23 protein-coding genes are annotated in these 24,324 nt (G+C 48.9%); 10 read left to right on the top strand and 13 right to left on the bottom strand.

Features of this window, described 5'->3' with window-relative positions:
• Positions 1-25 precede the first annotated feature (25 nt).
• Positions 26-886, top strand: a complete 861-nt coding sequence (locus tag H6F68_RS02115) for a cobalt-precorrin-6A reductase (RefSeq protein ID WP_190556135.1) — start codon at positions 26-28, stop codon at positions 884-886.
• Between the two features lie 147 nt (positions 887-1,033).
• Here the strand turns inward: H6F68_RS02115 and H6F68_RS02110 are convergent, their stop codons facing one another.
• A complete protein-coding gene (locus H6F68_RS02110) occupies positions 1,034-1,303 on the bottom strand; it encodes a YciI family protein (RefSeq protein ID WP_190556133.1) in 270 nt (89 codons plus the stop codon).
• Between the two features lie 6 nt (positions 1,304-1,309).
• On the bottom strand, positions 1,310-3,742 hold the full coding sequence (pheT, locus tag H6F68_RS02105) for a phenylalanine--tRNA ligase subunit beta (protein ID WP_190556131.1): 2,433 nt from the start codon (positions 3,740-3,742) through the stop codon (positions 1,310-1,312).
• Between the two features lie 503 nt (positions 3,743-4,245).
• Between pheT and H6F68_RS02100 the strand changes: the two genes are divergently transcribed.
• Together H6F68_RS02100 and H6F68_RS02095 are read left to right on the top strand one after the other, a co-directional pair.
• On the top strand, positions 4,246-5,853 hold the full coding sequence (locus H6F68_RS02100) for a serine/threonine-protein kinase (RefSeq protein ID WP_190554184.1): 1,608 nt from the start codon (positions 4,246-4,248) through the stop codon (positions 5,851-5,853).
• Positions 5,854-5,877: 24 nt separating this feature from the next.
• Positions 5,878-6,438 carry a glutathione S-transferase family protein gene (locus H6F68_RS02095; protein ID WP_190556129.1) on the top strand — a complete coding sequence of 187 codons (561 nt, stop codon included), beginning with the start codon at positions 5,878-5,880 and terminating at the stop codon, positions 6,436-6,438.
• A gap of 140 nt (positions 6,439-6,578) precedes the next feature.
• On the opposite strand, the gene H6F68_RS02090 is transcribed toward H6F68_RS02095, so the two are convergent.
• Positions 6,579-6,716: a photosystem II reaction center protein K gene (locus H6F68_RS02090; RefSeq protein WP_015172773.1), complete on the bottom strand. Its 138-nt coding sequence runs from the start codon at positions 6,714-6,716 to the stop codon at positions 6,579-6,581.
• 99 nt (positions 6,717-6,815) lie between these two features.
• On the bottom strand, positions 6,816-7,946 hold the full coding sequence (tgt, locus tag H6F68_RS02085; RefSeq protein WP_190556127.1) for a tRNA guanosine(34) transglycosylase Tgt: 1,131 nt from the start codon (positions 7,944-7,946) through the stop codon (positions 6,816-6,818).
• Between the two features lie 246 nt (positions 7,947-8,192).
• On the opposite strand from tgt, the gene H6F68_RS02080 reads away from it, so the two are divergent.
• Positions 8,193-9,074, top strand: coding sequence for a tetratricopeptide repeat protein (locus H6F68_RS02080; RefSeq protein ID WP_190431558.1), 882 nt, complete (start codon positions 8,193-8,195; stop codon positions 9,072-9,074).
• 299 nt (positions 9,075-9,373) lie between these two features.
• Here the strand turns inward: H6F68_RS02080 and H6F68_RS02075 are convergent, their stop codons facing one another.
• A complete protein-coding gene (locus H6F68_RS02075) occupies positions 9,374-9,772 on the bottom strand; it encodes a response regulator (protein ID WP_190431559.1) in 399 nt (132 codons plus the stop codon).
• A gap of 186 nt (positions 9,773-9,958) precedes the next feature.
• Here H6F68_RS02075 and gyrA point away from each other — a divergent pair, with 186 nt between their 5' ends.
• From gyrA to H6F68_RS02055, 4 genes are all read left to right on the top strand, one after another.
• Positions 9,959-12,481, top strand: coding sequence for a DNA gyrase subunit A (gene gyrA, locus H6F68_RS02070; protein ID WP_190556125.1), 2,523 nt, complete (start codon positions 9,959-9,961; stop codon positions 12,479-12,481).
• Between the two features lie 317 nt (positions 12,482-12,798).
• Positions 12,799-13,941 carry an ATP-binding cassette domain-containing protein gene (locus H6F68_RS02065; RefSeq protein ID WP_199299882.1) on the top strand — a complete coding sequence of 381 codons (1,143 nt, stop codon included), beginning with the start codon at positions 12,799-12,801 and terminating at the stop codon, positions 13,939-13,941.
• Between the two features lie 181 nt (positions 13,942-14,122).
• Positions 14,123-14,302, top strand: a complete 180-nt coding sequence (locus H6F68_RS02060) for a chlorophyll a/b-binding protein (protein ID WP_190431562.1) — start codon at positions 14,123-14,125, stop codon at positions 14,300-14,302.
• A 192-nt stretch (positions 14,303-14,494) separates the two neighbouring features.
• A complete protein-coding gene (locus H6F68_RS02055; protein ID WP_370527427.1) occupies positions 14,495-14,677 on the top strand; it encodes a chlorophyll a/b-binding protein in 183 nt (60 codons plus the stop codon).
• A 161-nt stretch (positions 14,678-14,838) separates the two neighbouring features.
• Here the strand turns inward: H6F68_RS02055 and rpoD are convergent, their stop codons facing one another.
• The 4 genes from rpoD to H6F68_RS02035 form a co-directional block, all read right to left on the bottom strand.
• Entirely contained in the window at positions 14,839-15,981 is a 1,143-nt protein-coding gene (rpoD, locus tag H6F68_RS02050) for an RNA polymerase sigma factor RpoD (protein WP_190431563.1), read from the bottom strand.
• A 976-nt stretch (positions 15,982-16,957) separates the two neighbouring features.
• Complete coding sequence (locus H6F68_RS02045) at positions 16,958-17,305, bottom strand: hypothetical protein (protein ID WP_190431564.1); 348 nt, start codon at positions 17,303-17,305, stop codon at positions 16,958-16,960.
• A 258-nt stretch (positions 17,306-17,563) separates the two neighbouring features.
• Complete coding sequence (locus H6F68_RS02040; protein WP_190554191.1) at positions 17,564-18,262, bottom strand: polysaccharide deacetylase family protein; 699 nt, start codon at positions 18,260-18,262, stop codon at positions 17,564-17,566.
• Positions 18,263-18,311: 49 nt separating this feature from the next.
• Positions 18,312-18,707, bottom strand: coding sequence for a two-component system response regulator (locus H6F68_RS02035; RefSeq protein ID WP_190556120.1), 396 nt, complete (start codon positions 18,705-18,707; stop codon positions 18,312-18,314).
• A gap of 728 nt (positions 18,708-19,435) precedes the next feature.
• Here H6F68_RS02035 and H6F68_RS02030 point away from each other — a divergent pair.
• A complete protein-coding gene (locus tag H6F68_RS02030) occupies positions 19,436-19,960 on the top strand; it encodes a hypothetical protein (RefSeq protein WP_199299855.1) in 525 nt (174 codons plus the stop codon).
• A gap of 97 nt (positions 19,961-20,057) precedes the next feature.
• On the opposite strand, the gene H6F68_RS02025 is transcribed toward H6F68_RS02030, so the two are convergent.
• Both H6F68_RS02025 and thyX read right to left on the bottom strand, forming a co-directional pair.
• A complete protein-coding gene (locus H6F68_RS02025) occupies positions 20,058-21,104 on the bottom strand; it encodes a hypothetical protein (protein WP_190556118.1) in 1,047 nt (348 codons plus the stop codon).
• A 178-nt stretch (positions 21,105-21,282) separates the two neighbouring features.
• Entirely contained in the window at positions 21,283-22,005 is a 723-nt protein-coding gene (gene thyX / locus H6F68_RS02020; protein WP_190556116.1) for an FAD-dependent thymidylate synthase, read from the bottom strand.
• Positions 22,006-22,181: 176 nt separating this feature from the next.
• Between thyX and H6F68_RS02015 the strand changes: the two genes are divergently transcribed.
• Positions 22,182-22,661, top strand: a complete 480-nt coding sequence (locus H6F68_RS02015; RefSeq protein WP_190556114.1) for a CRR6 family NdhI maturation factor — start codon at positions 22,182-22,184, stop codon at positions 22,659-22,661.
• On the opposite strand, the gene H6F68_RS02010 is transcribed toward H6F68_RS02015, so the two are convergent.
• Positions 22,642-23,283, bottom strand: a complete 642-nt coding sequence (locus H6F68_RS02010) for an HAD-IIIA family hydrolase (protein WP_190556112.1) — start codon at positions 23,281-23,283, stop codon at positions 22,642-22,644. The genes H6F68_RS02015 and H6F68_RS02010 overlap by 20 nt on opposite strands.
• 7 nt (positions 23,284-23,290) lie before the next feature.
• Complete coding sequence (locus H6F68_RS02005) at positions 23,291-24,265, bottom strand: glycosyltransferase family 9 protein (protein ID WP_190556110.1); 975 nt, start codon at positions 24,263-24,265, stop codon at positions 23,291-23,293.
• Positions 24,266-24,324 lie beyond the last annotated feature (59 nt).

The raw sequence follows: 24,324 nt of genomic DNA, 5'->3' as shown, positions 1-24,324 counted from the left end.
GACCCTCGAAAAGATAAGCAATTGAGTGAAGGCAAAAGGACGAATTTGGTTGATCGGTGGCACCCAAGAAAGTGCTCAATTAGCTGCTGCGATCGCTGAAGCTCAACTTGCTTGTACCGTCTCAGTCACCACAGAAACCGCCAAACAGCTATATGCGTCCTCTGTAGAGAAAGCAGAGAACCATACACTCTTGCGAGTTTGGGTCGGACGATTAACCGTAGAGACAGCCGCATCCTTCCTGCAACAGCAACAAATTGTGGCAGTGTTGGATGCCTCCCATCCCTATGCGATAGAGATTTCCCAACTCGCGATCGCCATCACAACCCAACTTGGCATTCCCTATCTCCGGTTTGAGCGACCAGATTGGAAGGATGAAGGAGGAGGGATGAAGGATGAAAGGGAAAAGGGACAGGAGAAGGGATTAGTTTTTCAGAGTTTTGCTGAACTTGTGGCGACGGATATTCTTCAGGGGCAGCGGGTGTTGTTGATTGTGGGGTATCGACCTCTAACCCTCTTTCAGCCTTGGCAAGATCGCGCCACCTTATTTGCTCGACTCTTACCCTCCGTCACCGCCATTGAAGCCGCGATCGCCGCAGGCTTTACCCCTGATCGCCTATTCGCCATGCGCCCTCCCATCTCCCCCGACCTCGAGAAAGCATTGTGGCAACATTGGCAAATCTCTGTAGTCATCACCAAATCCTCCGGCATTGCTGGTGGAGAAGACGTAAAGCGAAAAGTCGCGATGGAATTAGAGATACCCTTAGTTGCGATCGCCCGTCCCCCAATCACCTACCCACAACAAACCAGCGACCTAACAACAGCTTTAAGATTCTGTCATCAGCACCTCAGTTGTAGTTCCTCAAGCTTTGAAAAGGGCGATTTTTAGACCCCAGCGCCCTTTTGGAGGAGGCTTGGAGGACGCAACCGTCCTCCAACAAGGGGGTTTGGGGGATATCCCCCAAGGTTCGGATTTCAAGAGAAACACTATGACCAGCGATTCAAGACCAGCGATCCAAACAGTTAGCGCTAAACCTTAAACCGCCTGAATCCACTCATAAACGTTGTACTCCGTCCAAACCCCATTTTGCCAATAAGGATCAGCCTCAACCAACTGCCGAACCGTCTGTTCATCCTCTGCTTCGTAAATGCCGAAGCACTGAGTCAAATCCTTCGTTGGCCCAATTGTCATCAAAGTTCCAGCCGCTTTTTGAGCCGCCAGACCATCTAAATGAGCTTGGCGAAAAGGAGCGCGTTTCTCCAGGACATTCTCACAGTAACGTCCCTGCATCACATATTTAGGCATAAATGATTAACTTCTCAGCTCAACACGGAACTTTTCGACTAAAGCCTCGCGCACCTTCTGGTGTACAGGCTCAATATCTGCATCCGTCAACGTGCGATCGCTAGCTCGATACACCAAACGGAAAGCCAAGCTGCGTTGCCCAGTCGGTACACTCTCACCCCGGTACTCATCGAATAACTCAACCCGATCCAGGAGATCTCCCGCTGCCTTAATAATCGTGCGTTGCAATTCAGCTACAGAGACTTGTACGGAGGCAAAGAAAGCAATATCGCGATCAGACGGTGGATAAGTTGAGAAAGGACGGAAGGCAGGGGTAATATTTTCGTCTTGGTCTAACTCATTTAAGAGTACATCTAGCACCAACTCAAACACATACACAGACTCAGGTAAGCCTCGTTCTTGCCGCAGTTGCGGATGCAGTTGACCAAATGTTCCTAAACGGTTGCCCTTGATCCATAGAGAAGCAGTACGGCCAGGATGGAGACGAGAGTCACGCCGATCTGGCTGATATTCCACCGCAATATCTAGGCGCTGAAAAACGCTGTCCAGAATTCCTTTGGCTTCAAACCAGGACAGCGGAACATCCCGACCACTTTGGATCCACTTGCCTTCTTTAGAATCGCCGCCCAGGATACCGCCCAGCGCATCGGCCTCCGCTAACCCATCCTCCTCTTTCCAGAAGATGCGGCCAATTTCAAAACCATTCAGGGGACCGTTGCCTTGTTCCAAGTTGTATTGAAACGCATCAATTAAACCAGCGATCAAATCGGTGCGGAGAGCTGAATACTCGACAAATAAAGGGTTGGCGATCGCAACCTGCCGATCCTCACCGGGCTTCACCAGAGAATATTGAATGAGTTCAGTTAAACCAGCAGCCCGTAAGCATTCGCGGATTCTGCGAGTCAAAACTTGGTCAACGGAGAGATATCCAGGTTCCGTTTTGTTGGGTAGCGTATCGCAGAACTTGTTGTAACCGTAGAGCCGCGCAATTTCTTCAATCAGGTCAATTTCTCGCTCTAAGTCGCGATAGCGATAGGGTGGCACTGTAACCGTCCAAACTCCTGGCTGAGAAGTGGGGGCCAAGCTGCATCCCAAGCTCGTTAAAGTCCGCTCTACCTCAGCAGCAGGCAAGTCACCCACATCATCCCCGACCTCAATCGGACCTAAGATTTGGTTGACGCGATCCAAACGCAGCTCAATCGAACGGGTCCAAGATTGATCCGCGCGGGTTTCTGTTTCTTGAGCAACAACTGTACCTTGGGCTAACTCTGTGAGTAATTGCAAGGCGCGACGGCAAGCAACTGTTAGCTCGGCTTGATTAACTCCCCGCTCATAGCGAGCCGAAGCTTCGGTGCGTAAACCCTGGCTCCGAGCCGATCGCCGGATAGCCCCTGGATCAAATAGCGCTGCTTCTAGCACTAAGTTTTGGGTGCCTTCATGGACTTCAGTTTCCTCTCCGCCCATTACCCCTGCTAAAGCAACGGGGCGATCGTTGGCTGTAATTAACAGTGTTTGTTCTTGGAGCGTGCGGGGCTGACCATCTAGGGTCTTGAGCGATTCTCCTGTTTGCGCGAATCGCACCCCAAGAGTGAGGTTAGAACCTCCAGCTACAGCTTGTAGGCGATCGCGATCGAAGGCATGCAGAGGTTGACCCCACTCCAACAAGACGTAGTTAGTGATATCGACCACATTGTTAATCGGTCGCACACCAGATGATTGGAGTCGCTGCTGCAACCAAGCGGGAGATGGAGCAATCTTGACCTGCTCAATCACCGTACCAATGTAGGTCGGACAAGCTTGTGGTTCAGAGATTTTTAAGGTCAAGCTAGCGGAACTCGTCTGAACTGCAACATCGGCAGGCTCAGGTAGGCGCAGTGTGGCTCCCGTAAAGGCAGCAACTTCCCGCGCAATTCCAACCAGGCTGAGGGCATCGGCTCGATTGGCCGTGGAAGTGACATCCAAAATCACATCTTCTAAACCTAGTAGAGGCCGTACATCACTGCCAGGCTTTAAGTCTGCTTGGGTAAAGATGTGAATGCCTTCCGATTCTTTGGCTAGACCCAATTCCGTCAGCGAACAAATCATCCCTGCTGAGGGCACGCCTCGCAATTTGGCTGGACGAATTTTTAGGTCAATGTTTGGTAGATAGGTGCCTAAGGTTGCTACGGGTACATAAGCGTCGGCTCGGACATTCGCCGCTCCACAGACAATATTGGCAGGTTCATCTGCACCAATATCAACTTGGCAAACCCGCAACTTGTCAGCGTTGGGGTGAGGTTGGCACTCTAAAACTTTTCCGACCACCACCCCATTCGCCCAAGTCCGGCGGTCTTCAATATCTTCAACCTCAAACCCAGCCATCGTCAGGGCTTCAGCCAGTTCCTCTGGGGTCATTGTAATGTCCACCAGTTCCCGCAGCCAGTTCAGAGAAATACGCATTGCCCTGCTTAAATACTTATGTCAACCGATGTCAGCCAAATTATTGTAGCGCTCAAGGATCCCAATGCCTGGAGTTGCGATTGTCAGTTTAGAAGAAATCGTGACAAAATCTGTTAGAACTGACTCAAGCCTGAAGAGTTCGGTCAAAATTAAGTTATTCATTGGCTGATACGGCTAGAAGCGATCGCACTTTCTAGGCAGAGCTGCGCCAGATAACTAACACCAAAAGGTTAAACCACTGCAAAATCAGCTAATTGCGTGAGTTATTAGTGGTTTGCAGACAAATTCAGGGCATTCTTTCTACAGAATGTATGGTTGAAGTAACGACGATGACCGTAGATACTTGGGGATTTACAGATGCTTTAAGGAATCTCCACGTAACTTTAGCAAGTCTTCAAGGGTTTTCCCGCATGACCTACACTACGCTTCGTCGTTTCTAGCCAGATAATTAAGGTGGAATAGGAATATTCCCAAGTGAGCGAAGTTGTAGTGGGTGATGCTGAATGAGCTACTGCATAAATCCAGCCTGTCCTAATCCTGAGAACATAACCCACACTGAATTATGTCAGGCCTGTGGCTCTAAGCTATTGCTTCGCGATCGCTATCGAATTAGCCAAGCACTAGGACAAGGTGGATTTGGAGCCACCTTTCTGGCAATTGATGAATCGTTGCCAGGGGAACCCAACTGTGTCCTTAAGCAGTTGCGGCCTACCTCAACCGCGCCCCACGTCCTGCAAATGGCGCGGGATTTGTTTCGTCGAGAAGCAAAAACTTTGGGCAAAATTGGTAGCCATCCCCAAGTGCCGCGCTTGCTCGATTATTTTGAAGCAAACCAAGAATTCTATCTAGTTCAGGAATACGTTGGCGGTGCCACTCTACAGCAAGAGATCAAGCGAGGTGGCCCCTTAAGCGAAGCAGGAATTAAGCAATTCCTCAGCGAAATTCTGCCTGTTTTGCAATACGTCCACAGCCAACAAGTCATTCACCGCGACATTAAGCCTGCCAACATTATTCGCCGGACTCAAGATGCCAAGCTGGTGCTGATTGACTTCGGTGCCGTGAAAGATCAGGTCAGCCAAACCTCCATGAGCGTGTCGGAGCAAACGGCATTAACTGCCTACGCGATTGGGACACCTGGCTATGCGCCACCAGAGCAGATGGCGATGCGTCCTGTATATGCCAGTGATATTTATGCCGTCGGCGTGACTTGCATTTATCTCCTAACCGGAAAATCTCCTAAAGATTTAGATTACGACCCAGCCACAGGGGAACTCATGTGGGAGAAGCATGTGCATGTTACGGAGCACTTTGCGACTGTGCTGCGGAAAATGCTAGAAGTTTCGGTACGTCACCGCTTTCAGTCTGCGGCTGAAATTCTCCGAGCCTTAGATCTAGAGCCTTATCTAGACAGTCTGGCTAAGAGTATGTCAACTCAGAACCAGGGTAATCCTCAGAACCCGACTCGTCGTCAGTCAGGCGATCGCACAGATGAGACCGGTAGCCCTGTCACCGCTTCTCCGGCGGCACGAGTAGCAATGGCAATTCGAGCTCGACAGGCAAAATCAGACTCCACGAGTTTGCAGTCAGGCATGTCTCGTAACCGAGTGTTAGCTGCGAAACCCTCCTCGCTGACTGCCCTACGCAGTAAAGGGTCTACCACTGGGCAGCCAAAAGTACCACCAAAAATTGATGCCCAAGCTTTACAACTGGCTTACTCTAAAGGCCGACGTGATTTTGCAGCCTATGACTTGAGTCTCTTGAGTCTGCAACGCGCCAGTCTATCCGGAGCAATTTTTCACCAATCCAAACTGAACAACGCCAACCTCCAAGGTGCGAATCTCTTCAATGCTGATTTTGGGCGGGCCAGCTTAAACGGCATTAATCTTCGAGATGCCAACTTGTCTAGAGCTTATTTAAGCCATGCGGACTTGGAAGGGGCTGACTTACGCGGCGCGGATCTGAGCCATGCTTACCTCGCGAATGCCAACTTGCGGGGTGCGAATCTCTGTGGCGCTAATTTGACAGGTGCTAAAGTAACCGACGAGCAGTTGTCTGCGGCTCGCACCAACTGGGCAACGGTGCGTCCGGGTGGTAAAAAAGGACTTTGGTAAGTTATTTAGCCGAGGAGTCCATTCATGCTCAAGCTCTATGGTGGAGCCCGTAGTCGAGCATCTATTGTGCAGTGGTATCTAGAAGAAATTGGCCTTCCCTACGAGTTTGTCTTGCTAGATATGCAGGCGGGGGCGCACTTACAGCCTGAGTTTCTGGCGATCAACCCAATGGGGAAAGTGCCTGCGATCGCGGATGGAAACTATCATCTTTGGGAATCGGGCGCGATCTTGCTGTACTTGGCTGAGAAATACAGCCAGACCCCTACTTCACCTGAGCAGCGAGGTGAGATTGCTCAGTGGGTTTCGTTTGCTAATGCGACGCTGGGGCCAGGAATTTTTGTTGAGGCGAGTCGAGAACGGGAATCCGCCCGCCTATTTCCTGCGCTGAACCAAATTTTTGAGCAACAACCTTATTTGCTCGGCCCTGAATTTAGTGTTGCAGATGTGGCAGTGGGGTCAATGCTAGCCTATATGCCCTTGATGCTGAAATTAGATTTTAGTGCTTATCCTGGCATCCTAGCTTACTTGCAGCGAGTCACAGAACGGCCAGCTTATCAAAAGGTAATGTCTGCCCGTGCGACCTAATCTCTGCTGATACTACTTGCGACCCAAGCTGTTCTCATTAAGAGCCAAAAACAAATTAAAAAAGGATGGCTACTCATAAACAGAATAGCCATCCTTTTTTAATCAGGTATCTTATCGGTGATTTAGACAGGTTTATCAGCTTATCTAAAGCCCACAGCAGCTTGCCAAACAAAGGCGAGCAGCAAGAAAAAGACTGGAATGATGGGTAAAACGTCCACTAAGGGATCGAAGATTGCGTAAGCTTCAGGCAGTTTTGCCAACAGCAGTGCTGCTTCCATGAATGACTCTACCTCTCCAACACAGATTTCAGAATTGGTACGTATCTTAACACGCTTTGCTGGGCGGCGTTGAGGTCACAATGATTTTGGCTGTCGCTTCTAAGGGGCTGAAGCAGAGGTGGGAGCAGGCACTAACCACTGAGCAAAATCTTCTGCGAACGAGCCTTGTAAGATAGACGCTCGAATCTCTTGAGTAAATCGAACTAGTTCAGTGATGTTGTGAATGGATAGCAGGGTGTAAGCCAGAATTTCCCGCGATCGCAACAAGTGACTGACGTAGGCACGAGTAAATTTCTGGCAGGTATAGCAGGGGCAAGTGGCATCCAGTGGCGTAAAGTCTTCCCGAAACCGCGCATTCTTAAGGTTCCAGCGATCGCCTCGAACTAAAGCGTTGCCATGCCGCGCCAGCCGAGTGGGAATGACACAATCAAACAGATCCATGCCAGCCGCGATCGCTTGAGCCATTTCGCGGTAAGTGCCTACACCCATGAGATAGCGGGGTTTGTCTACAGGCAGCAAAGGCGTAGTAGCTTTAACAATTTGTTCAATCAGCTCGGGTGGCTCGCCCACACTCACACCGCCAATTGCGTATCCAGGCAGGTCAAGCGCTGCCAGAGAGCGAGCGGCTTCGGCTCGTAAGTCTAAGTGAACCCCACCTTGCACAATGCCAAACAAGGCTTGATCCGGTCGCTGATGAGCTGCAATGCAACGCTCTAACCAGCGGTAGGTCCGGGCTGTAGCTTCGGCGATCGCTTCCTTCGTAGCGGGGTAGGGAGGGCATTCGTCGAACGCCATAATCACGTCAGCACCCAGTTGATTTTGAATCTGAATCGATCGCTCTGGGGTCAGGTGAATGATTTGACCGTCTTTGGGAGAGCGAAACTTCACGCCTGTCTCGTCGATTTGTCGCATTTCACTCAGGCTAAACACCTGAAAGCCACCAGAATCAGTCAGCATGGGACCAGACCAACCCATAAATTGATGCAGCCCGCCTGCCTGGGCCACAATCTCCTCGCCTGGTTGGAGGTGTAGATGGTAGGTATTGGCGAGTACCATTTGGGCACCAGTGGCTTGGAGTTGGTCTGGTGTAACGGTCTTAACATTCGCCAAAGTGCCCACTGGCATGAATCGGGGCGTTTCGACCACACCATGCGGTGTTGTAAACAGACCTGCTCTAGCTTGAGTACGACAACACTGGGCCTGACATTGAAAAGTAAACTGAGCGCTCAAGACAAATTCAACCTAGAAAGTGAACAACTGCTCTCTGGCAAGCAAAATAGAGGCTAATAACAGATAAAGGCGAGAAACTTTACAGCCTGGACGATGAACTACACTGGAAAGGCTACAGATGCCAATCTCCCTCATAAATCAGCTATCTTTATCTCGGCTGACTTTTGCTTCAGGGTGTTGCCATGATTGGGGTGAGATGGTCTAAGCTAACTGAAAACTCGTGTTCTTTATCTTTAGGACTGTACTGTGCCTAACCGCTCTCCTCTGCTTCCTCTCCTAATCGCCCTCGGTTTGTGGAGTGTGGCTCAACCCGCCTCGGCGCAAGCAATGATTCCCCACACGCTGCAATTGAACTCGAATCAATTAGAGCAGCAGGGCCTCAGTTTAGCACAGGAAGCAGCTCAGCTGGCTCAGTTCCAGCAGTACGAATTAGCACTGTCCAGAGCGCAATTAGCATCTCAGTTGGCTCCTAATAATTCCCAAGTTTGGTCATTGCTTGGCAGCTTATATTTGCAAGAGACTGAGCTAGATAAGGGCATTAGGGCCTTGGAGCGGGCGCGATCGCTAGACTCCAAAAATACTGCCATCTTGTTTGCCTTGGGTTCAGCGCATTTTCAAAAAGCCCAGTACGCCAAAGCGGCTGATTATCTGCAAGCAGGCTTGAAGCTAAAGCCAGATACAGCTGGAGCTTTATTTGATCTGGGCAATGCCTACTACATGCTGGAGCGCTATCAAGAAGCGATCGCCCAGTACGAAACTGCGGTAAAACAAGACCCCAAGTTTTGGCCTGCGGTCAACAACATTGGCTTGATTCGATATGAGCAAGGCTCGGTAGATGCAGCGATTAAGCAATGGCGGACTGCGGTCTCAATGGATGCCAAAGCAGCTGAGCCTCAATTAGCGCTGGCGGTGGCACTTTATAACAAAGGCGATCGCAACCAAGGATTAGTCTTGGGCGAAAAAGCGGTTGAGTTAGATAGTCGATATGGCGATCTGAAGTTCCTCAAGGAGAATCTCTGGGGCGATCGCTTACTCACAGATGCCAAGAAGCTGCTAAATACACCGAGAATCCAAGCGACCCTAGCTCGGAGCCAGCCGCAACCAACCCCTCAGCAACCTCCTCAGTAGCTACAAGCAGGAGCAAAGCCTAGGGTGCCGCTATCAATAGGAGCTAGGAGAACTCAGCTTCAGATAGCTCCTTGGTCTCATTCGTTGCTTACCTAAGTTAGGCTTACCTTGCTATAAACATATAAATCAGGAATCGATCAGCCAAGTAGAGACTCCCAGCCAGCCTAAAACTATTGTCAGTAAGACTTGCTACAATTTCTCTAGTAGTACATTTGTATAAGACTAGAAAAACCTGCTGTATGGTCCAAGCTAAACAGCTTCCATCAATTCAGAAATCTGGAAGGATATTTGAATTGGATCTAGTCTTGAGGCAATAGAGCGGTAATTTGATCAACAAACTGCTGATGATCAACGACAGGCTTGGAAATATAGCCGTCGGCTCCGCTCTGCTTCAGGAAAGTCTCGCGATCGCCCTGCATGGCATGGGCTGTAACTAGGATGATGGGAAGTTGAGCTGTCTGCGGATCTGCTTTCAGCATTTGCGTAATTTTGATGCCATCAACCGACTTGCCTTGATAAACACTTCGAGCCAAAGAAACATCCATCAGAATAATATCGGCTTCACCAGAGCGGGCAATCTGTATCACCTCTTCGACATTTTCTGTGTGCTTCACGGCTAGACCTCCACGTTTTGTCAGAATTTTGCCAAAAACGCGAGCGTTTACCAAATCATCCTCCACAATTAAAACGGTTTTCATCTTGATTTCCTTACTCATGGCCCCACAATGCAGTAGTTTACCCTTCGGTATGCCTATGCCACATCCCTCCCGTTTGATCCTACTGTGAGGAATGCTGTAAACAGGGTCATTTGAGGTATGCTGTGCCTCACTGTTTGCAAGTTATCAAGAGATTGGTTTGAAGTCAGGAATTAAGGAATAAAGCTCATGGCGAAACAGTTGAACCTGATCCAAAACGGACAGGTCATCCCCACTGCCCTGCACACCGAGATGCAACAGTCCTACCTGGAATACGCCATGAGTGTGATTGTGGGGCGGGCGTTGCCAGATGTCCGGGATGGTCTCAAGCCAGTGCATCGGCGCATTGTGTATGCCATGCATGAACTCGGTCTCACTCCCGATCGTCCCTATCGCAAATGTGCCCGTGTGGTGGGAGATGTGTTGGGTAAATATCACCCCCACGGCGACCAAGCGGTTTACGACGCTTTAGTCAGGCTGGTGCAAGACTTTTCCAGTCGCTATCCGCTCTTGGCAGGGCATGGCAACTTTGGCTCGGTGGATGACGACCCTCCCGCCGCCATGCGTTACACCGAAACTCGGCTAGCGCAGATTGGCAATGAAGGCTTGCTGAGTGAAATTGGCGAAGCCACGGTTAACTTTATTGGTAACTTTGACAACTCCCAGCAAGAACCTACCGTTCTACCTGCTCAATTGCCATTCTTGATCCTCAACGGCAGTTCTGGCATTGCTGTGGGGATGGCGACCAATATTCCTCCGCACAATTTAGGCGAAGTCGTCGATGGCTTGATCGCTTTAATCGATCGCCCGCAACTATCTGATGAGCAACTGCTAGAAATTATTCCTGGCCCCGATTTCCCGACCGGAGGAGAGATTGTGGGCAAAGAGGGAATTCGGGATGCCTACACCACAGGGCGAGGCAGCATTCCCATGCGGGGGATTGCTCAAGTAGAAGAAGTGCCTGTGGGCAAGGGACGACAGCGCCGCACGGCAATTGTGATTACGGAGTTGCCCTATCAAGTCAATAAAGCGGGCTTGATTGAGAAGATGGCTGACTTGGTCAACCAAGGCCGCATTGAAGGAATCGCCGACATCCGGGACGAGAGCGATCGCGATGGCATGCGGATCGTGATTGAACTGAAACGAGATGTAAATCCGCAACTGGTGCTGCACCATCTCTACAAGCAAACCCCACTGCAGACCAACTTTGGAGCCATTCTACTGGCCTTAGTGGATGGTCAACCTCGTCAGCTCACCCTCAAGCAACTGCTACAACATTTTCTCGACTTCCGCGAAGTCACTTTGACGCGGCAATATACCAACGAGCTGAGTCAAGCCCAGAGCCGCGCCCATTTGGTAGAAGGGCTATTAACCGCATTATCTCACCTAGACCCAGTAATCGAGATTCTGCGCCACGCTCCTGATGGCACTACTGCCAAAATCAGCTTGCAAAACGAGTTGAACCTGAGCGATCGCCAAGCCGATGCTATTTTGTCCATGCCCATGCGGCGTTTAACGGGGCTAGAGCGACAAAACTTGCAGACAGAATATGACGAACTGACCAGCCGGATGCAAAACTTGCAACGGTTGTTGGGCGATCGCCATGAACTCCTAAAAGCTTTGAAAAAAGATTTCCGGGCTTTGAAGAAAAAGCATGGAGATGTTCGCCGGACTCGGATCGCTGGCAATGACTCAGTGAGAACTGCCCCGGAAGAAGAACTGCTAGCTGAGGCACCCAGCACCGAAGAGGAAACAGTCCTAGAGCTGACGCAACGCGGTTATGTCCGGCGACTATCAGTGAAAGCCTTTCAGCGGCAGAATCGCGGCAAACCTGATTCATCGGTATCTACGAAACCGGAGGAAAGCAGCGATGCCGTTAACCAGACCCTCTGGACTAACACCGCCCAAGAACTGCTGGTTGTTACCCGGAGCGGCAAAGCGTACACGATTAAGGTCGGAGATATTCCGATTAGTGCAGGGCGCAATGCCAAGGGAACTCCTCTCGTCACGCTATTGCCCAACGCAGCTCAAGGTGATCCGGAAACGATTAGTGCCCAACTTTTAATTCCAGAACATGTTGAAGAGTTGAGTTTGGTCATGCTGACCCAACAAGGCCGAGCCAAGCGCGTACCGCTCTCAGAATTTACCAACCTCACGAGTCGCGGGTTGACCGCTTTAAAGCTGAAAGATGATGATGAACTAGTGTATGCTTGCCCAGCTTTTATTGGTCAGCAAATTGTTCTAGCAACTTCTGGCGGGCGATTGCTACGCTTTGAGGTAGACGAAGACCAACTCCCGTTGATGGGACGCGCTGCCCAAGGCAACCAAGCTTTACGTCTCCGCAAGCAAGAAAGACTGGTGGGTTGTGCCGTCTTGGAAGCGGACAACCATCTACTGCTGGTATCAGAACGAGGCTATGCGAAACGGATGCCTGTCACAGCTTTGCGGCTGACTAACCGGGGTGAAATTGGTATCCAAGCGATTCAATTTACTGCCAAAACCGATAACTTGGCAGCTATGAGCGCCGCTCTGCCTAAGACTGAAGTGCTGTTGTGGACCAATCAAAACCGTTTAGCTCGCTTGGGAGTTGAGACAGTGACGATTCGGGGTAAAGATAGTCCAGGCGATCGCCTCTTCCCTCTCAATTCCGGGGAGAAAATTGCCACGATTACAGTGCTAGAAACTTCAACTAGTTCCTTAGAGACGGATTGACAACAGATTAGCGACAGATTCATCCAGCTACGAGGGCTAGCGACAGTGCAATCTGGCGATAAAGTCCAGTAAGCTAAATTTCAACGCTTTGGATCGCAACTATCGTGGCGCAGGTTGTTCTAGAAAATATCTATAAAAGCTTTGCCAGTCGGCGAGGGGAAGGGACGAGTGTTCCTGCTCCAGCGGAGCCTTTACTCGCTAATGGCATTGCGCCTGTGAGTGAGGTGGAAGCTACGCCAGCCGAGCCTACAACATCGCCAACGCCTAATGTGAGCGTGTTGCGGCGCATCAACCTGACCGTGAATGACGGCGAGTTTATGGTACTGGTGGGGCCATCGGGTTGCGGAAAAAGCACCTTACTTCGGTTGATTGCTGGGCTAGAGGAGTTAACTGGAGGCAATATTTGGGTGGGCGATCGCTTAGTCAATGAGTTACCCCCCAAGGCGCGGGATATCGCGATGGTGTTTCAGAGCTATGCACTCTATCCGCACATGAGCGTCCACGACAATCTTGCCTTTGGCCTCAGGCGTACTAAACTAGGCAACCCAGAATTAGGCAATCCAGAATCAACCAGGACCCGGAGAAATAGCAGACAGCAAGGATTACCCGTTTGGGCTGAGAATTTGTTGGTTAGTTTCACGCGATCGCTACCCAAAGGATTACGCTACTGGTCGGAGCGAGAACGTGCCGTAGACGAACGGGTGCGAACTGTAGCCCAGATGCTCCAGATTGAGCCACTCTTGCACCGCCTACCTAAACAACTGTCCGGTGGGCAAAAGCAGCGAGTCGCATTGGGACGGGCGATGGCTCGCAATCCTCAAGTTTTCTTGATGGATGAGCCACTATCTAACCTAGATGCTAAGCTCCGCACCGAAACTCGTGCCCAAATTGTGAAACTACAACGACAACTGGGCACCACCACCATTTACGTTACCCACGACCAAGTGGAAGCGATGACGATGGGCGATCGCATTGCTGTGATGAATGCGGGCCAGATTCAACAGATCGCCTCACCGCTAGAGCTGTATAACCGACCTGTAAACCGCTTTGTGGCAGAGTTCATCGGCTCCCCTACCATGAACTTCCTGCCAGTTCAGGTCAAAGCTCCCCTACTAATTACCCATCCCCAATTTCGCCTCACCTTACCCGAAGCCTGGGCTGCAACCTTGCAAAAATATGATGGGCGATCGCTCCTGCTCGGAATTCGGCCAGAGCATGTAAGCGTCAGCGTGCCAGCACCCAAGAATCTACCCGTCCGAGTTGAGCGAGTTGAAGCCCTGGGCAATGAAACCCAAGTGCTCGTGCGTCTAGTAGGCGCTGAGACCTCAGAATCAACCTTACAAGCCCGGATTAGCCCTGACCAAGCGGTGCAGTTGGGTGAGGAGATGTGGCTCGCGATCGCCACTGACAAAATTCACCTGTTTGAACCTGAAACAGGTCATGCTGTTTTTTCTAGGTAGAGATGTATACAGAGTGAGTTGGAGCCAAGGTCCAGAAGCTAGGAGAGATATAGTTTCTGACTTTTGTGAAACTAATATCTCATCCTTATGAGAGAGGCGCTCTAATCTCAGTTAAATTTACATTTGTTTGCAAAGCTTAACAGGCTGCCTAAAAAACCAACGACCCCAGGAAGAGAAACTGATGCAAAACTCTACGAAAGTAACTCCTCCCACAATGGATGATCGCAATGCTTGGCGGGTCGGTTTTACGCCTCAAGCTGAGATTTGGAATGGTCGTCTCGCCATGTTGGGATTTGTAGCAGCCGCTTTAATTGAATTGGCTTCGGGGCAAGGATTTCTACATTTCTGGGGCTTGATGTAGCCTGAACAAGGCTATCATAAATTCCCCTAACAACAGGTAGAGCGATCGCGAAAAGTCACATTGCATGTAGCAAGATTATTGGTTACATTAGTTAATATAAGTTTATAAAAACTTCGTACCAACTTTCTTGCTTAGCCAAACCTAAGTTGTTTGGTGAGTGATCTCTATTTATCTCACACCTTCGGAGAGAAAATGATGCAAGACATCAACAAGACCAACACTCCTGTCATGGACGATCGCAACGCTTGGCGTTTTGGTTTTACTCCCCAAGCCGAGATCTGGAATGGTCGTCTGGCAATGTTAGGCTTCCTAGCCGCTACTTTAATTGAGCTGTTTTCCAATGAAGGGTTTTTGCACTTTTGGGGCTTAGTGTAATCGCTCTAGTTAAAACGTCTTGTCAACCTCAAATTACTAGGACACTGGAAGTTTCATAATAAGCTTCCAGTTTTTCATTTCTGCTTTTCTAAATAACAAAAAAGGCTCAATAGCAGCATGCTACGAGCCTCTTCTGAAAACTGTACTAAATCAAAAATCGCTTAGCGAATATACTCTTTGAGTACGCTGTTGCGGTTGGGGTGACGCAGTTTACGCAACGCTTTCGCTTCAATCTGACGAATCCGTTCGCGGGTGACGTTGAAGATTTGGCCAATTTCTTCCAGAGTCTTCATCCGTCCATCGTCTAGGCCGTAGCGCAACCGGAGAACATCGCGCTCACGAGGACTGAGGGTACCCAAAACACTTTCCAAATCTTCCCGCAGCAAGTTCTTGGAGACTTGATCTTCAGGTGTTTCGCCATCGGATTCAATAAAGTCGCCCAAGCGGGAGTCTTCTTCTTTACCAATGGGGGTTTCCAGAGAAATTGGTAATTGAGCAGACTTGGCAATAAACCGTAGCTTCTCGATGGTCATTTCCATGCGAGTGGCAATCTCTTCTTCCGTGGGTTTGCGGCCCATTTCTTGAGAGAGCAGCTTTGTAGTTTTCTTGATCCGAGAAATGGTTTCGTACAGGTGAACTGGCAGACGAATCGTCCGAGATTGATCTGCGATCGCTCGCGTAATGGCCTGACGAATCCACCAAGTTGCGTAGGTAGAGAACTTGTAACCCTTTTCGTGGTCAAACTTTTCAGCAGCCCGAATCAAACCAAGGCTACCTTCCTGAATCAAGTCTTGGAACGATAGACCCCGATTCATGTATTTTTTGGCGATGGAGACAACTAGACGCAGGTTAGACTGCACCATTTTCTCTTTAGCCCGCCGACCGAGGTGGAGGCGAGAGCGGAAAGCTTGCAGCCCCATATTAACTTCGCTTGCCCACTCACCGTCATGGGGTTCACGCTCTAGCTTATCGGAGAGCCTTTCGCGAATTCGCTCTAGCTCCAACAGGTCAGCAATCTTTCGCGCTAGCTCAATTTCTTCATCTGCCCGGAGGAGACGAATTCGGCCAATTTCTTGAAGATAAAGCCGAATTGAGTCTTCGGTGTAATGCTTCTTTTTAGCTTGAGCCCGTCGTCGGGTAGTGCGACCCTTGCCAGGCTTACCATCTTCTTCATCCGGCTGCACATCTAGAGAGTCATCATCTTCTTCTTCAACTAAGAAGTCATCCAGCTCACCATCCGGCTGTTCGTCAGAAGCGTCGCGAAGCGATTCGATGGTTTCGAGTACGTTATGGGCCTGGGTCATGCCGCGTTCCTCATGCTCCTTATATGTAGAGAGTCAAAAAAGTTAAGACCATAAAGATCTAAATTGAAAAACTTGTTTGGCGAAATCTCAAACAAGTTGTTTAGGTGATCATGCCGTCGAGCACGCGACGCTCATCTAGCTTTAGTATCGCTATCCCTACAACAGCATTCACCTCAACAAGCTAACAGAGATTTAAAGATCCCTATCCATCATTGGTAGCATGCTTTTTCAGAAGATAACCCCCTGAAGTTAGAGAATTTGGTTATAAACTTTGCGAAATACTCCAACCGCTAATTGTTAGCAACGCAAAAATCGACCACATTCCCAAACATACAACGCTTGGTTGAGGCTTTGCCAAGGTATAGGTGAATACTGAAATTTTGAATGTCTCTCCGATTGTAGCTTTTCTCACAAAAGTTGCATCCTTTTGCCTGCAGTAACTTCCAAAGGAAGGTTGACAGGATATGCACACTCAGCATGATGCAGCCAAGAGGGAGTTTGATTTTCATCAACTACACTCGTGAGAAATCCGTGAGCTTCTGATGATAGCGTAAACATCACGAAGAAGTAGAACTCAGGCAAACATTTCATGCAATAACGGGTTGCCAATAACCGTAGCAAGCTAAAAATGTGATTTCCAGTCCAGCAAAGCTGTAAAAGTCAGTAATTTTGACAGGTTAATTTAGCTTTCTAAACTAGAACGATGAGGTTTTCATCAAGGGAAGTCACAAAACTGGGCGATTTTCGGAGAGCCTTAAAGCGTGCGGCTTTAGGACCGCCAACGGCAGCATTGAGTTTAGTTGGAAAGGCAATCGCCCTTGCCGTAGGTTAGCTCAAAAGTCGCCAGCGGTTGATTCAACTTACCCACCCTAGCTCCGTGAACTTACAGTTAAAGCATGATTATTTTGGAGAAGAGATTAAGAGATCTAAATTGCTCCACTCGGATAATTAAGTTTTTCCATTAAAGCCTAGGCAGCTAATAGCTGGTTTCTTCAGCTTGAGGCGGGTCAGAAGCTTCTACTAAGGAGAACGGCGGCACCTTAGGTAAGTCTAAAGTTCCTGAATCCGCCAACATCGTTTTAAGCGCAGGATCGCGCAAGCTAATCCAGAGACTGCAAGTGTTGAGGCTGGAACTAATGACGACTGAGGTGCCTTGTTGGGCAAGCTTGCAACCGAAGTGATAGAGCTGAGGACGGTACTGTAGCTCTAAAGTTTGCAGTCGGCAAAATAATTCTCCTTGATAGGACAAGCCGTCTTGAACGCTATCACCAAACCAAAACTTAAAAATAAGAATTTTTCTCTCATCTACAACAAAAGGTAACACTTGATGTACCTGCCAGAGAGTTGCTTGATTTTAGATTCAGTAGCCTTCCGTTATAAATGAGGGAATTGCTAGGACTGCATAAGAGTCTTGCTCCCCAGCCTCTCAACGGAGAGGGTGAAAAATCAGTAGATTGTTAAGTTATTTAATTTTGAGCTGAATTGAAATTGTGCAGCTTACTATTGCACCCTAGAACCTAGCTTAGGAATGAAAATTAAACCCAAAAGGTTTACAACCAGTCAAATCATGCAACCCTAATGATTATTTATTGTAGTGTTGGCTTTGCATCTGCCAAAGTTGATCGACCGTAACAAAGTGATAACCGAGTTGTAGAAGTAGAGGAATCAGCTCAGCTACTGTGGCTGCCACGTCAACTCCCCCAAAATAGCCATCGTGCAGAACAATCAGAGAACCCTGTTGCACTTGTTTAAGTACTCGCTGCGTCACGATGGAAATGCCAGGTCGTTCCCAATCTTCTGGAACTACACTCCACATCACAGGGCGATAACCCCAATTTTTTAGCAGGTTTAAGGTTTGAGGGGTAAAAAAGCCATTAGGTGGCCGCACATCGGTCACATGCTGCTGTACATAAGCTAGATCCAAATGACAAGCTTGGGCGATCGCGTTTTGAGTTTGCTCCAAGCTTTGCTTGAGGGCTGCTGGGGTCAGTTTGGGAAAAGCTCGATGATTGTACCCGTGTAAGCCAATCCAGTAGCCTTGTTCATAAACAGTTTGAGCTACAGCAGGCGCTTGGTCGACACAAGCACCGAGCCAGAAAAAACTCGCTGGAATATTGTAGGTATTGAGGACTTCTAAAAGCTGAGGGGTGTACTCTGGGTGAGGTCCATCATCAAATGTAAGGGCGATCGCGGGCGAGCTACAATGACCACTCCAGAGACAACCCGGAAAAGCAGGCTTGAGGAGCTGATATAAGACTGGATAGAGAGGAGCAAGCTGCATGAGTGATGTGGCTTAAGTTAGAAGCAAATTGCCTCGATCCTAACGAAGTTCAACTCTTTACCAAACAACTGCGTCGAACTTTAGCCGATTGCACTAACGAGGAAAGGATATCGCCACTGATCGGTTTGACTAAGAAGCCATCAAATCCTGGATTTTCTTCCTGTGGTAGCCAGCTAGGAGCATGACAATCTGTAAGGGCCACAATTGTCGTGTTACAAGTCCGAGTCATGCTACGCAAATGATGAACTAAGCCTCGTGACCATCTGTGGCGATCGCCTGACAAAATTACTAAATAAGGTGGTTCTCGATTGGCTTGAGCTACGGCCTGTGCTTCTGAGCTAGCCACACTGACAGCACAACACAGTCGGCCTAGTAGCGACTTTAAGACATCTAAATCATCTGATTGTTGGCTCAGAACCAACACATAACTCGAAATTGATTGCATAAATAACCCAGCACGCTACAAAACAATATATCTACAAAAAACTGTTCCTTGTATGGTCTTTAAACTGCTGAAATCTCTTGCCTTAATTATCTTCTGGTTGTGTAGAAGCTAAATCTAGTTTTTTATTTTCTTTAGCTTTGAGGTGTCAGACAGGAACTATTTATATTACCGAAGATTAATGCCTGCTTAAATAAATATATTTTTTGCAGCATGATCATTGATGAAAATCAGTTTAAGTAAAGAATATTAAGGTTCATATCGACCTATCTTTTAATATGTCTACTGTGCCTCCAAGCCTTTTCATACTTGTCTTCATGATCGGTAAAACTCTTTACAGATGGCACTTCTCAATTAAGGCTCAAGTCGAAGAAAGGACATCTTAAGCGAAAGCAATAAAGTTGAAGACTTTGGAAGAAGGTGAGAGTTGGTTTGAACAGTTGTTGCGCTGAGTCTTAGTTTTTTTGATGCTAGTGAATCATTAAGAAATAGTTTTAATGTGGAAAGGTAGATATAGATTTATAAGCTTCTAATTCTGGCGCAAGAAAAATCTTGGCTAAAAAGTAAAGATTTTGTTGAGAAATGCCAATCTATCTTCTGTTACCCTGCCTAAGAGCAAAGCTAAATTAGCGATCGGCTTAAAAATTAGTTGTTTTTATATTTGTTCTCTAAGGAACCAGCTTTTTGTTAAGGAATAGACAAAAAATTAAAATTTTGATGGGGAGGGTTTTATGACTTACAGTGTGGGTGCTTCTGTGAGGCTTTTGAGGCTTTGCATGGGAGCTAGTTTGGCGATCGCGCTAGCAGGGTGCGAAACTCTAACCACCAGTCAATATGAAGCGACTGCCCGCACTACCTATACCTGGCGGGTAGAATACTCCACCAATCCAGGCCGTGATCAAGCAACTCGTACCGAAGCCTTCGCGGCGACTTCTCTGCTGAATCGCAACGGCAATCGGCCTGAAGGTGCGGTTACAGGACCAGACGATCGGGGACTATGGTGGCCTGCTTTACCGCCTCGGCCAACTGTAGATAAAATGGAGCAGCGGCAAAGAACCTACGAAAAAATTAGTACTCCCCAGATCCTCAAAACTGTGGAGTATGAAATTACTTATCAGAGTGGCGATCGCGCAACCACCGCCTCAACTAACCATGACGTGTACCGAACCGTGGTGAAAGCCCTACCGAACAACACGTCCCTAGAGCTGACCTTGGGAGTAGATGAGCGATCTGTCACCAAAGCAGAACCTCGGTAGATGCCAATAAAAAAAAGTAGAGAGTTGTGAAGTCAACTCCCTACCAAGGTTCCTACTGACACGCAATTCAGAGGTTAAGTGAGTGATGATTGTAGGCTTACTTGCTGTGGCCTTTTTTCACCTTTTTGCCTTTTTCTTCCTTCACCTTTACTTTGGAGCTTGACTTGTATTCGTAGTCGCTGGTGCTAGTAATGCTGCCTTCGCTCACCCCTACCTCTTTGTAGTTGAGGATGAGGTTGCTGGCTTCGTAAGTTGAGACATTGGTGTCGCTAACATCAATCACTTGTACGACTTGACTAGGGGGCGCAGTGATTGCAGAAGCCAGACTGGAGCTGAACACCTGTACCGTGCGGCTAGCAACGGCGAAGGCTCCGCTATTGAGGGAGTTAGTGTAAAAGCAGTTTTGAGGAGGGGTAGGTAGACCCGCAATTTGGAAGCTGCTGGTGTTAACTGTCTGGGAACTGCTGAGGAAAGTAGCTCGCTGCTCACTATAGCTAGAGCCTGTGACTCGCGTAAAGTAATCGTAGGTGTTGGTTCTAGCGTCAATTAGGCCATCCTGGTTGGCATCAATTCCATAAACAGTCCGCACCACACCGTATTGGCTGGGTTGGTCGGGCAGAATTAAGGTAATGGCAGCGTTATCCGACAGCAAATCGCACTCGGTATAACCGATGAGCTGATTTTGTTGGTTGAACAAGCGGATCACAACGCGATCGCCTTCGTTCAAGCCTCGGATGAATTTCGCCTTAGATTTCAGCTTGTACTTGCCGTCTTTTTCTTTAATCTTGCCTTTCAACTTGTAGCGAAAATCTCCGATCAAGCGCTCTGCTAAGTAGGTATTAGAACGCTTGGCCTTGAGCGAGACGCGAGCGGTGACGTAGGAAAGCGTACCTTGCGGTTGCAAAATCGTTAAACCAAAGTGACCCCGGTGAGCATCCAACTTCTTGGCAATCTGCACGGTTTGGCTAAGCTGCATATCAGATGCTACAGCCGTTTCTGTGTTGTCAGTGCTGGTTTGGGTAAAAGCGGTGGCTTGTTGAGCGCTGTAGTTGCCCAAAATCATGGTTGAAGCGATCGCTACAACTGAAGCTCGCTGCCAGAGTGGACGACTCGGCTTGGAAGTACCATGCACAGTATTCTTCATAGGTCGATGAAAGTAGGTGAAAGAGCACGGACTCGTAAAGTTTTACGCTTGACTCTTAAAAGTCGCTCGTATTTCCACCCACTTGACTGCTGAGCAAATTCGGAGGTTCCTAAACTCGAGAAATATGTTTTAACGGTAAAAAATTCTTTTACCGCTTGACTCTGGCACTCACAAAGAGCTATGGCGCTAAGCGAGCTTTCTTCAATCGGTTGGTTTCATACCACTCCGCGATCGCCGGAACCCAAGCCTGGAAGTGAGGCCAAATGAGCTCACAGAGCTTTTGAGCTTCTAGTTGGGCATCTGCTTTCCAACGGAGGTCGATCAGATGCATCAGCGATCGCACGTTGGCCGACATCACCCAATGTTGCCGCACATCAAAGGGAATTAGGCTGCGGGCATGTTCCTCAGAGAAACCTTGGTCGATCCGCAGTTTGTAGCGTTCGCAACCTGCAAAGCACCACTCCAAATCTTGCTTTCTCAGTTCTTCTGTGTATTCGTAGCGCTTGCCTTGGCGATCGGTGTAAAAGCCTAGGGGACGTAGATAGAAAACATCCTCAACATCTCGTTTGCCCTCTACAACATCGATAATTCGCTGGCCTGTATAACGGAAGGATTGAACATCAAAAGAGACGCCCACGCGATGAGTACGAATTTGCTGCATGGTGGAGTGAGGGAACCAGCCGCAGTTGAGGATAATCTGGGGATGCTCTAGCGGGCCGTAGTGGCCCCGATTTCCCGCTAGTAAGTTTTTGGTGATTAGTTCGCCACATTTGGCTTCATCAGGCCAGCGATCGCGCTCTGCGTAAACCCAGGCTTCGCTGTAGTCCTGGTGCATGGCTAAATAAATCGCCTGTTGAGGATTTGAGGTTGCCCTCAGGACTTCAACCTGGAATCTCTGCATGTCCGCCCATCTCTAAAAATCACGGGAACTGATCATACTTCTTTTCTGACTGCCTGATCGCTTCCTGACTGCGTCAAGAAGTTGGCAAGAATGCAATATTGCGGTTGAATTCAGCGAAAATTGAATCATTCCTGGCAGACTGGCTGCCGAAACAATTTCTTAAGCCTGGAAGGTCAATGACAATCACAATTTCGCTCAAGCCTGAACATTTCAACAGCCTAGATGTATCGCCCGTGCAAACTGTGATTGAGAAGCTCATTCGAGAGGGGGCGATCGCGGCTACAGAACAGCAAATCACCTTTGACATTGAATATCCACGTGAGCCTGAAGATCCTAGAGAGTTGCCCGAAATCCCTGAGATTCGCTTGTGGTTTGTGCGACTTGATGCCGCTTATCCTTGGTTGCCCTTTTTGCTCGACTGGAAGGCGGGAGAACTGGCTCGCTATACCGCCATGCTAGTGCCTCACCAATTTCATCGCGCCGAGGGCATCCAGTACAACCCAGAGGCTTTGGAGTTGTTTGTGATGAAAAAGGTGTTTACCTTGGCGGATTGGCTGAAGCAGTATGGCATCCCCAGCAAAGCCCGCGTCAAATCAATGGCTCAGATGTTTGGTTATGAGCTGGATGACGAATTTTTTAATTTAGTGGCTGTGTAGTTAGCTGTTTGAGAATCCATTCAGCAGCAGCAGGGAGATCGGCGGCAATGTAATCGGGATGGGTGTGATGTTGGTAGTCGCCACCTAAGACGCGATCGCCAAACCCAGTCTGGACGAGAATGCCCGTACAGCCAGCATTATGGGCCATATCAATGTCTGTCGCTTTATCTCCGACCATGAAACTACGGCTGATGTCGAGGTTATGCTCCCATGCTGCCGCAATCAGCATGCCTGTATTGGGCTTACGCCAGGTGCTCCAGCTCGCTAAATCTGGATTTATCCCACCTTCTGGGGGGCTTAAGGTAGGGCAAAAATATAGCGCATCTAAATGGGCCTGTGCTTCCTGCTGCAAGAGAGCGCAGAGCCGCTGGTGCAAAGCCTCGACATGGCTAATGGGATAGTAGTTGCGGGCTGGCCCCGATTGATTGGACACCAAGCAGCAAAATAAGCCTTGGTCATTCAACCGCCGCACTGCTTCAGCCGCACCTGGGACCAGATGCAAATCTTCCACATTGTGAATGTAGCCAGCCTCAACATTGAGGACACCATCACGGTCCAAAAAAACCGCAACCCTGCCTCCTGTCCCTTCATCCCACCCTGCGGGAACGCCAAAGGCGTACATCCTGCCTCTAACTGCCCCAAACTTTTTTGAGGACCGTTTCTGGTGTGATGTCTGCCATCTTGCCAGTAGGAGATTTGATGCCCACGAAGCGAGTTTCTCCCGAACCGTTGGTTTGAGGGAGGAGTTTGTCAGGGTTGGTAGGTCCAAACAGCGCTAGCGTAAAGGTTTTGACCGCAACCGCGAGATGCATCGGGGCGCTATCGGTGCAGAGCATCAAGTTAGCCGCCGCAATCATGGCTGCCAGTTTGCCAATATCACTCGGTTTGGTCACTTTTACATCTGAGGCTGCTGCCTGTAGCTCAGTGACAAACTCCGCATCATCTGGCCCTTGCACCACCACGATAGGGAGATCGGGTTGCCGTTTTCGGAAATCTTGAATAATTTTTTGCCAGTTTTGCACCGGGTAAATTTTATCAATACCTTTAGCTTTAGACAGTTTGCTGGATCCACCGTGAATCAAGACATAACCACTTTCTTGAATACCTAAGCGTTTTTGCTCCGCTTCGGCCCACTCAATATCTTTCTTAGGAACATTAATGGTGATTTCGGAAGATGCCCCAGCGATGTTAAGACCTTGCAAGAGGTCACGATACATCTGAGCGGCATACTGCTCTTGCTTCAGCGGCACTGGGTTAGTTAAGAAACGAGCCCCACCCGCTGCGTAACCAACCCGCGTGGGAATGCCAGTAAGCCAAAGTAACAGCCCGATCGCCCAACGCTGACCGAGTGACAAGGCAATATCGTACTCGCGATCGCGAATGATACCGAGCAGGTTGCCCCAGTCTGCCAAACTATTGTTTTGTTTGAAGTCAAAAGGAATGATGTCGTGAACAGACTTACAGACTCTGTAAGCATCTTTGGCGCGGGGTTCCACGACAATATCAATCTGGGCATCGGGGTATGCCCGTTTTAGGTCATCAAGGGTCGGGAAGAACAGAAGTTGATCGCCGATCCCGCCAGGGACAAGGGCCAGTACTCGCATTATTAGAAGAGTTTAAGTTGACTGACGCTCCCTATTTTAGGTGAAGATATACCTAGCAA

Origin of the sequence: Trichocoleus sp. FACHB-262, assembly GCF_014696035.1 — a bacterium.
In the GTDB taxonomy this organism is placed as follows: Bacteria; Cyanobacteriota; Cyanobacteriia; order FACHB-46; family FACHB-46; genus Trichocoleus.
This window is presented reverse-complemented; position numbering and strand designations above follow the sequence as displayed.

Excerpts from the sequence above, each read along its gene's own strand:
- H6F68_RS02110 (WP_190556133.1), bottom strand. The coding sequence starts at position 1,303 with ATGCCTAAATATGTGATGCAGGGACGTTACTGTGAGAATGTCCTGGAG.
- pheT (WP_190556131.1), bottom strand. The coding sequence starts at position 3,742 with ATGCGTATTTCTCTGAACTGGCTGCGGGAACTGGTGGACATTACAATG.
- H6F68_RS02100 (WP_190554184.1), top strand. The coding sequence starts at position 4,246 with ATGAGCTACTGCATAAATCCAGCCTGTCCTAATCCTGAGAACATAACC.
- H6F68_RS02095 (WP_190556129.1), top strand. The coding sequence starts at position 5,878 with ATGCTCAAGCTCTATGGTGGAGCCCGTAGTCGAGCATCTATTGTGCAG.
- H6F68_RS02090 (WP_015172773.1), bottom strand. The coding sequence starts at position 6,716 with ATGGAAGCAGCACTGCTGTTGGCAAAACTGCCTGAAGCTTACGCAATC.
- H6F68_RS02075 (WP_190431559.1), bottom strand. The coding sequence starts at position 9,772 with ATGAAAACCGTTTTAATTGTGGAGGATGATTTGGTAAACGCTCGCGTT.
- gyrA (WP_190556125.1), top strand. The coding sequence starts at position 9,959 with ATGGCGAAACAGTTGAACCTGATCCAAAACGGACAGGTCATCCCCACT.
- H6F68_RS02065 (WP_199299882.1), top strand. The coding sequence starts at position 12,799 with ATGGTACTGGTGGGGCCATCGGGTTGCGGAAAAAGCACCTTACTTCGG.
- H6F68_RS02060 (WP_190431562.1), top strand. The coding sequence starts at position 14,123 with ATGCAAAACTCTACGAAAGTAACTCCTCCCACAATGGATGATCGCAAT.
- H6F68_RS02055 (WP_370527427.1), top strand. The coding sequence starts at position 14,495 with ATGATGCAAGACATCAACAAGACCAACACTCCTGTCATGGACGATCGC.
- rpoD (WP_190431563.1), bottom strand. The coding sequence starts at position 15,981 with ATGACCCAGGCCCATAACGTACTCGAAACCATCGAATCGCTTCGCGAC.
- H6F68_RS02040 (WP_190554191.1), bottom strand. The coding sequence starts at position 18,262 with ATGCAGCTTGCTCCTCTCTATCCAGTCTTATATCAGCTCCTCAAGCCT.
- H6F68_RS02035 (WP_190556120.1), bottom strand. The coding sequence starts at position 18,707 with ATGCAATCAATTTCGAGTTATGTGTTGGTTCTGAGCCAACAATCAGAT.
- H6F68_RS02030 (WP_199299855.1), top strand. The coding sequence starts at position 19,436 with ATGACTTACAGTGTGGGTGCTTCTGTGAGGCTTTTGAGGCTTTGCATG.
- H6F68_RS02025 (WP_190556118.1), bottom strand. The coding sequence starts at position 21,104 with ATGAAGAATACTGTGCATGGTACTTCCAAGCCGAGTCGTCCACTCTGG.
- thyX (WP_190556116.1), bottom strand. The coding sequence starts at position 22,005 with ATGCAGAGATTCCAGGTTGAAGTCCTGAGGGCAACCTCAAATCCTCAA.
- H6F68_RS02015 (WP_190556114.1), top strand. The coding sequence starts at position 22,182 with ATGACAATCACAATTTCGCTCAAGCCTGAACATTTCAACAGCCTAGAT.
- H6F68_RS02010 (WP_190556112.1), bottom strand. The coding sequence starts at position 23,283 with ATGTACGCCTTTGGCGTTCCCGCAGGGTGGGATGAAGGGACAGGAGGC.
- H6F68_RS02005 (WP_190556110.1), bottom strand. The coding sequence starts at position 24,265 with ATGCGAGTACTGGCCCTTGTCCCTGGCGGGATCGGCGATCAACTTCTG.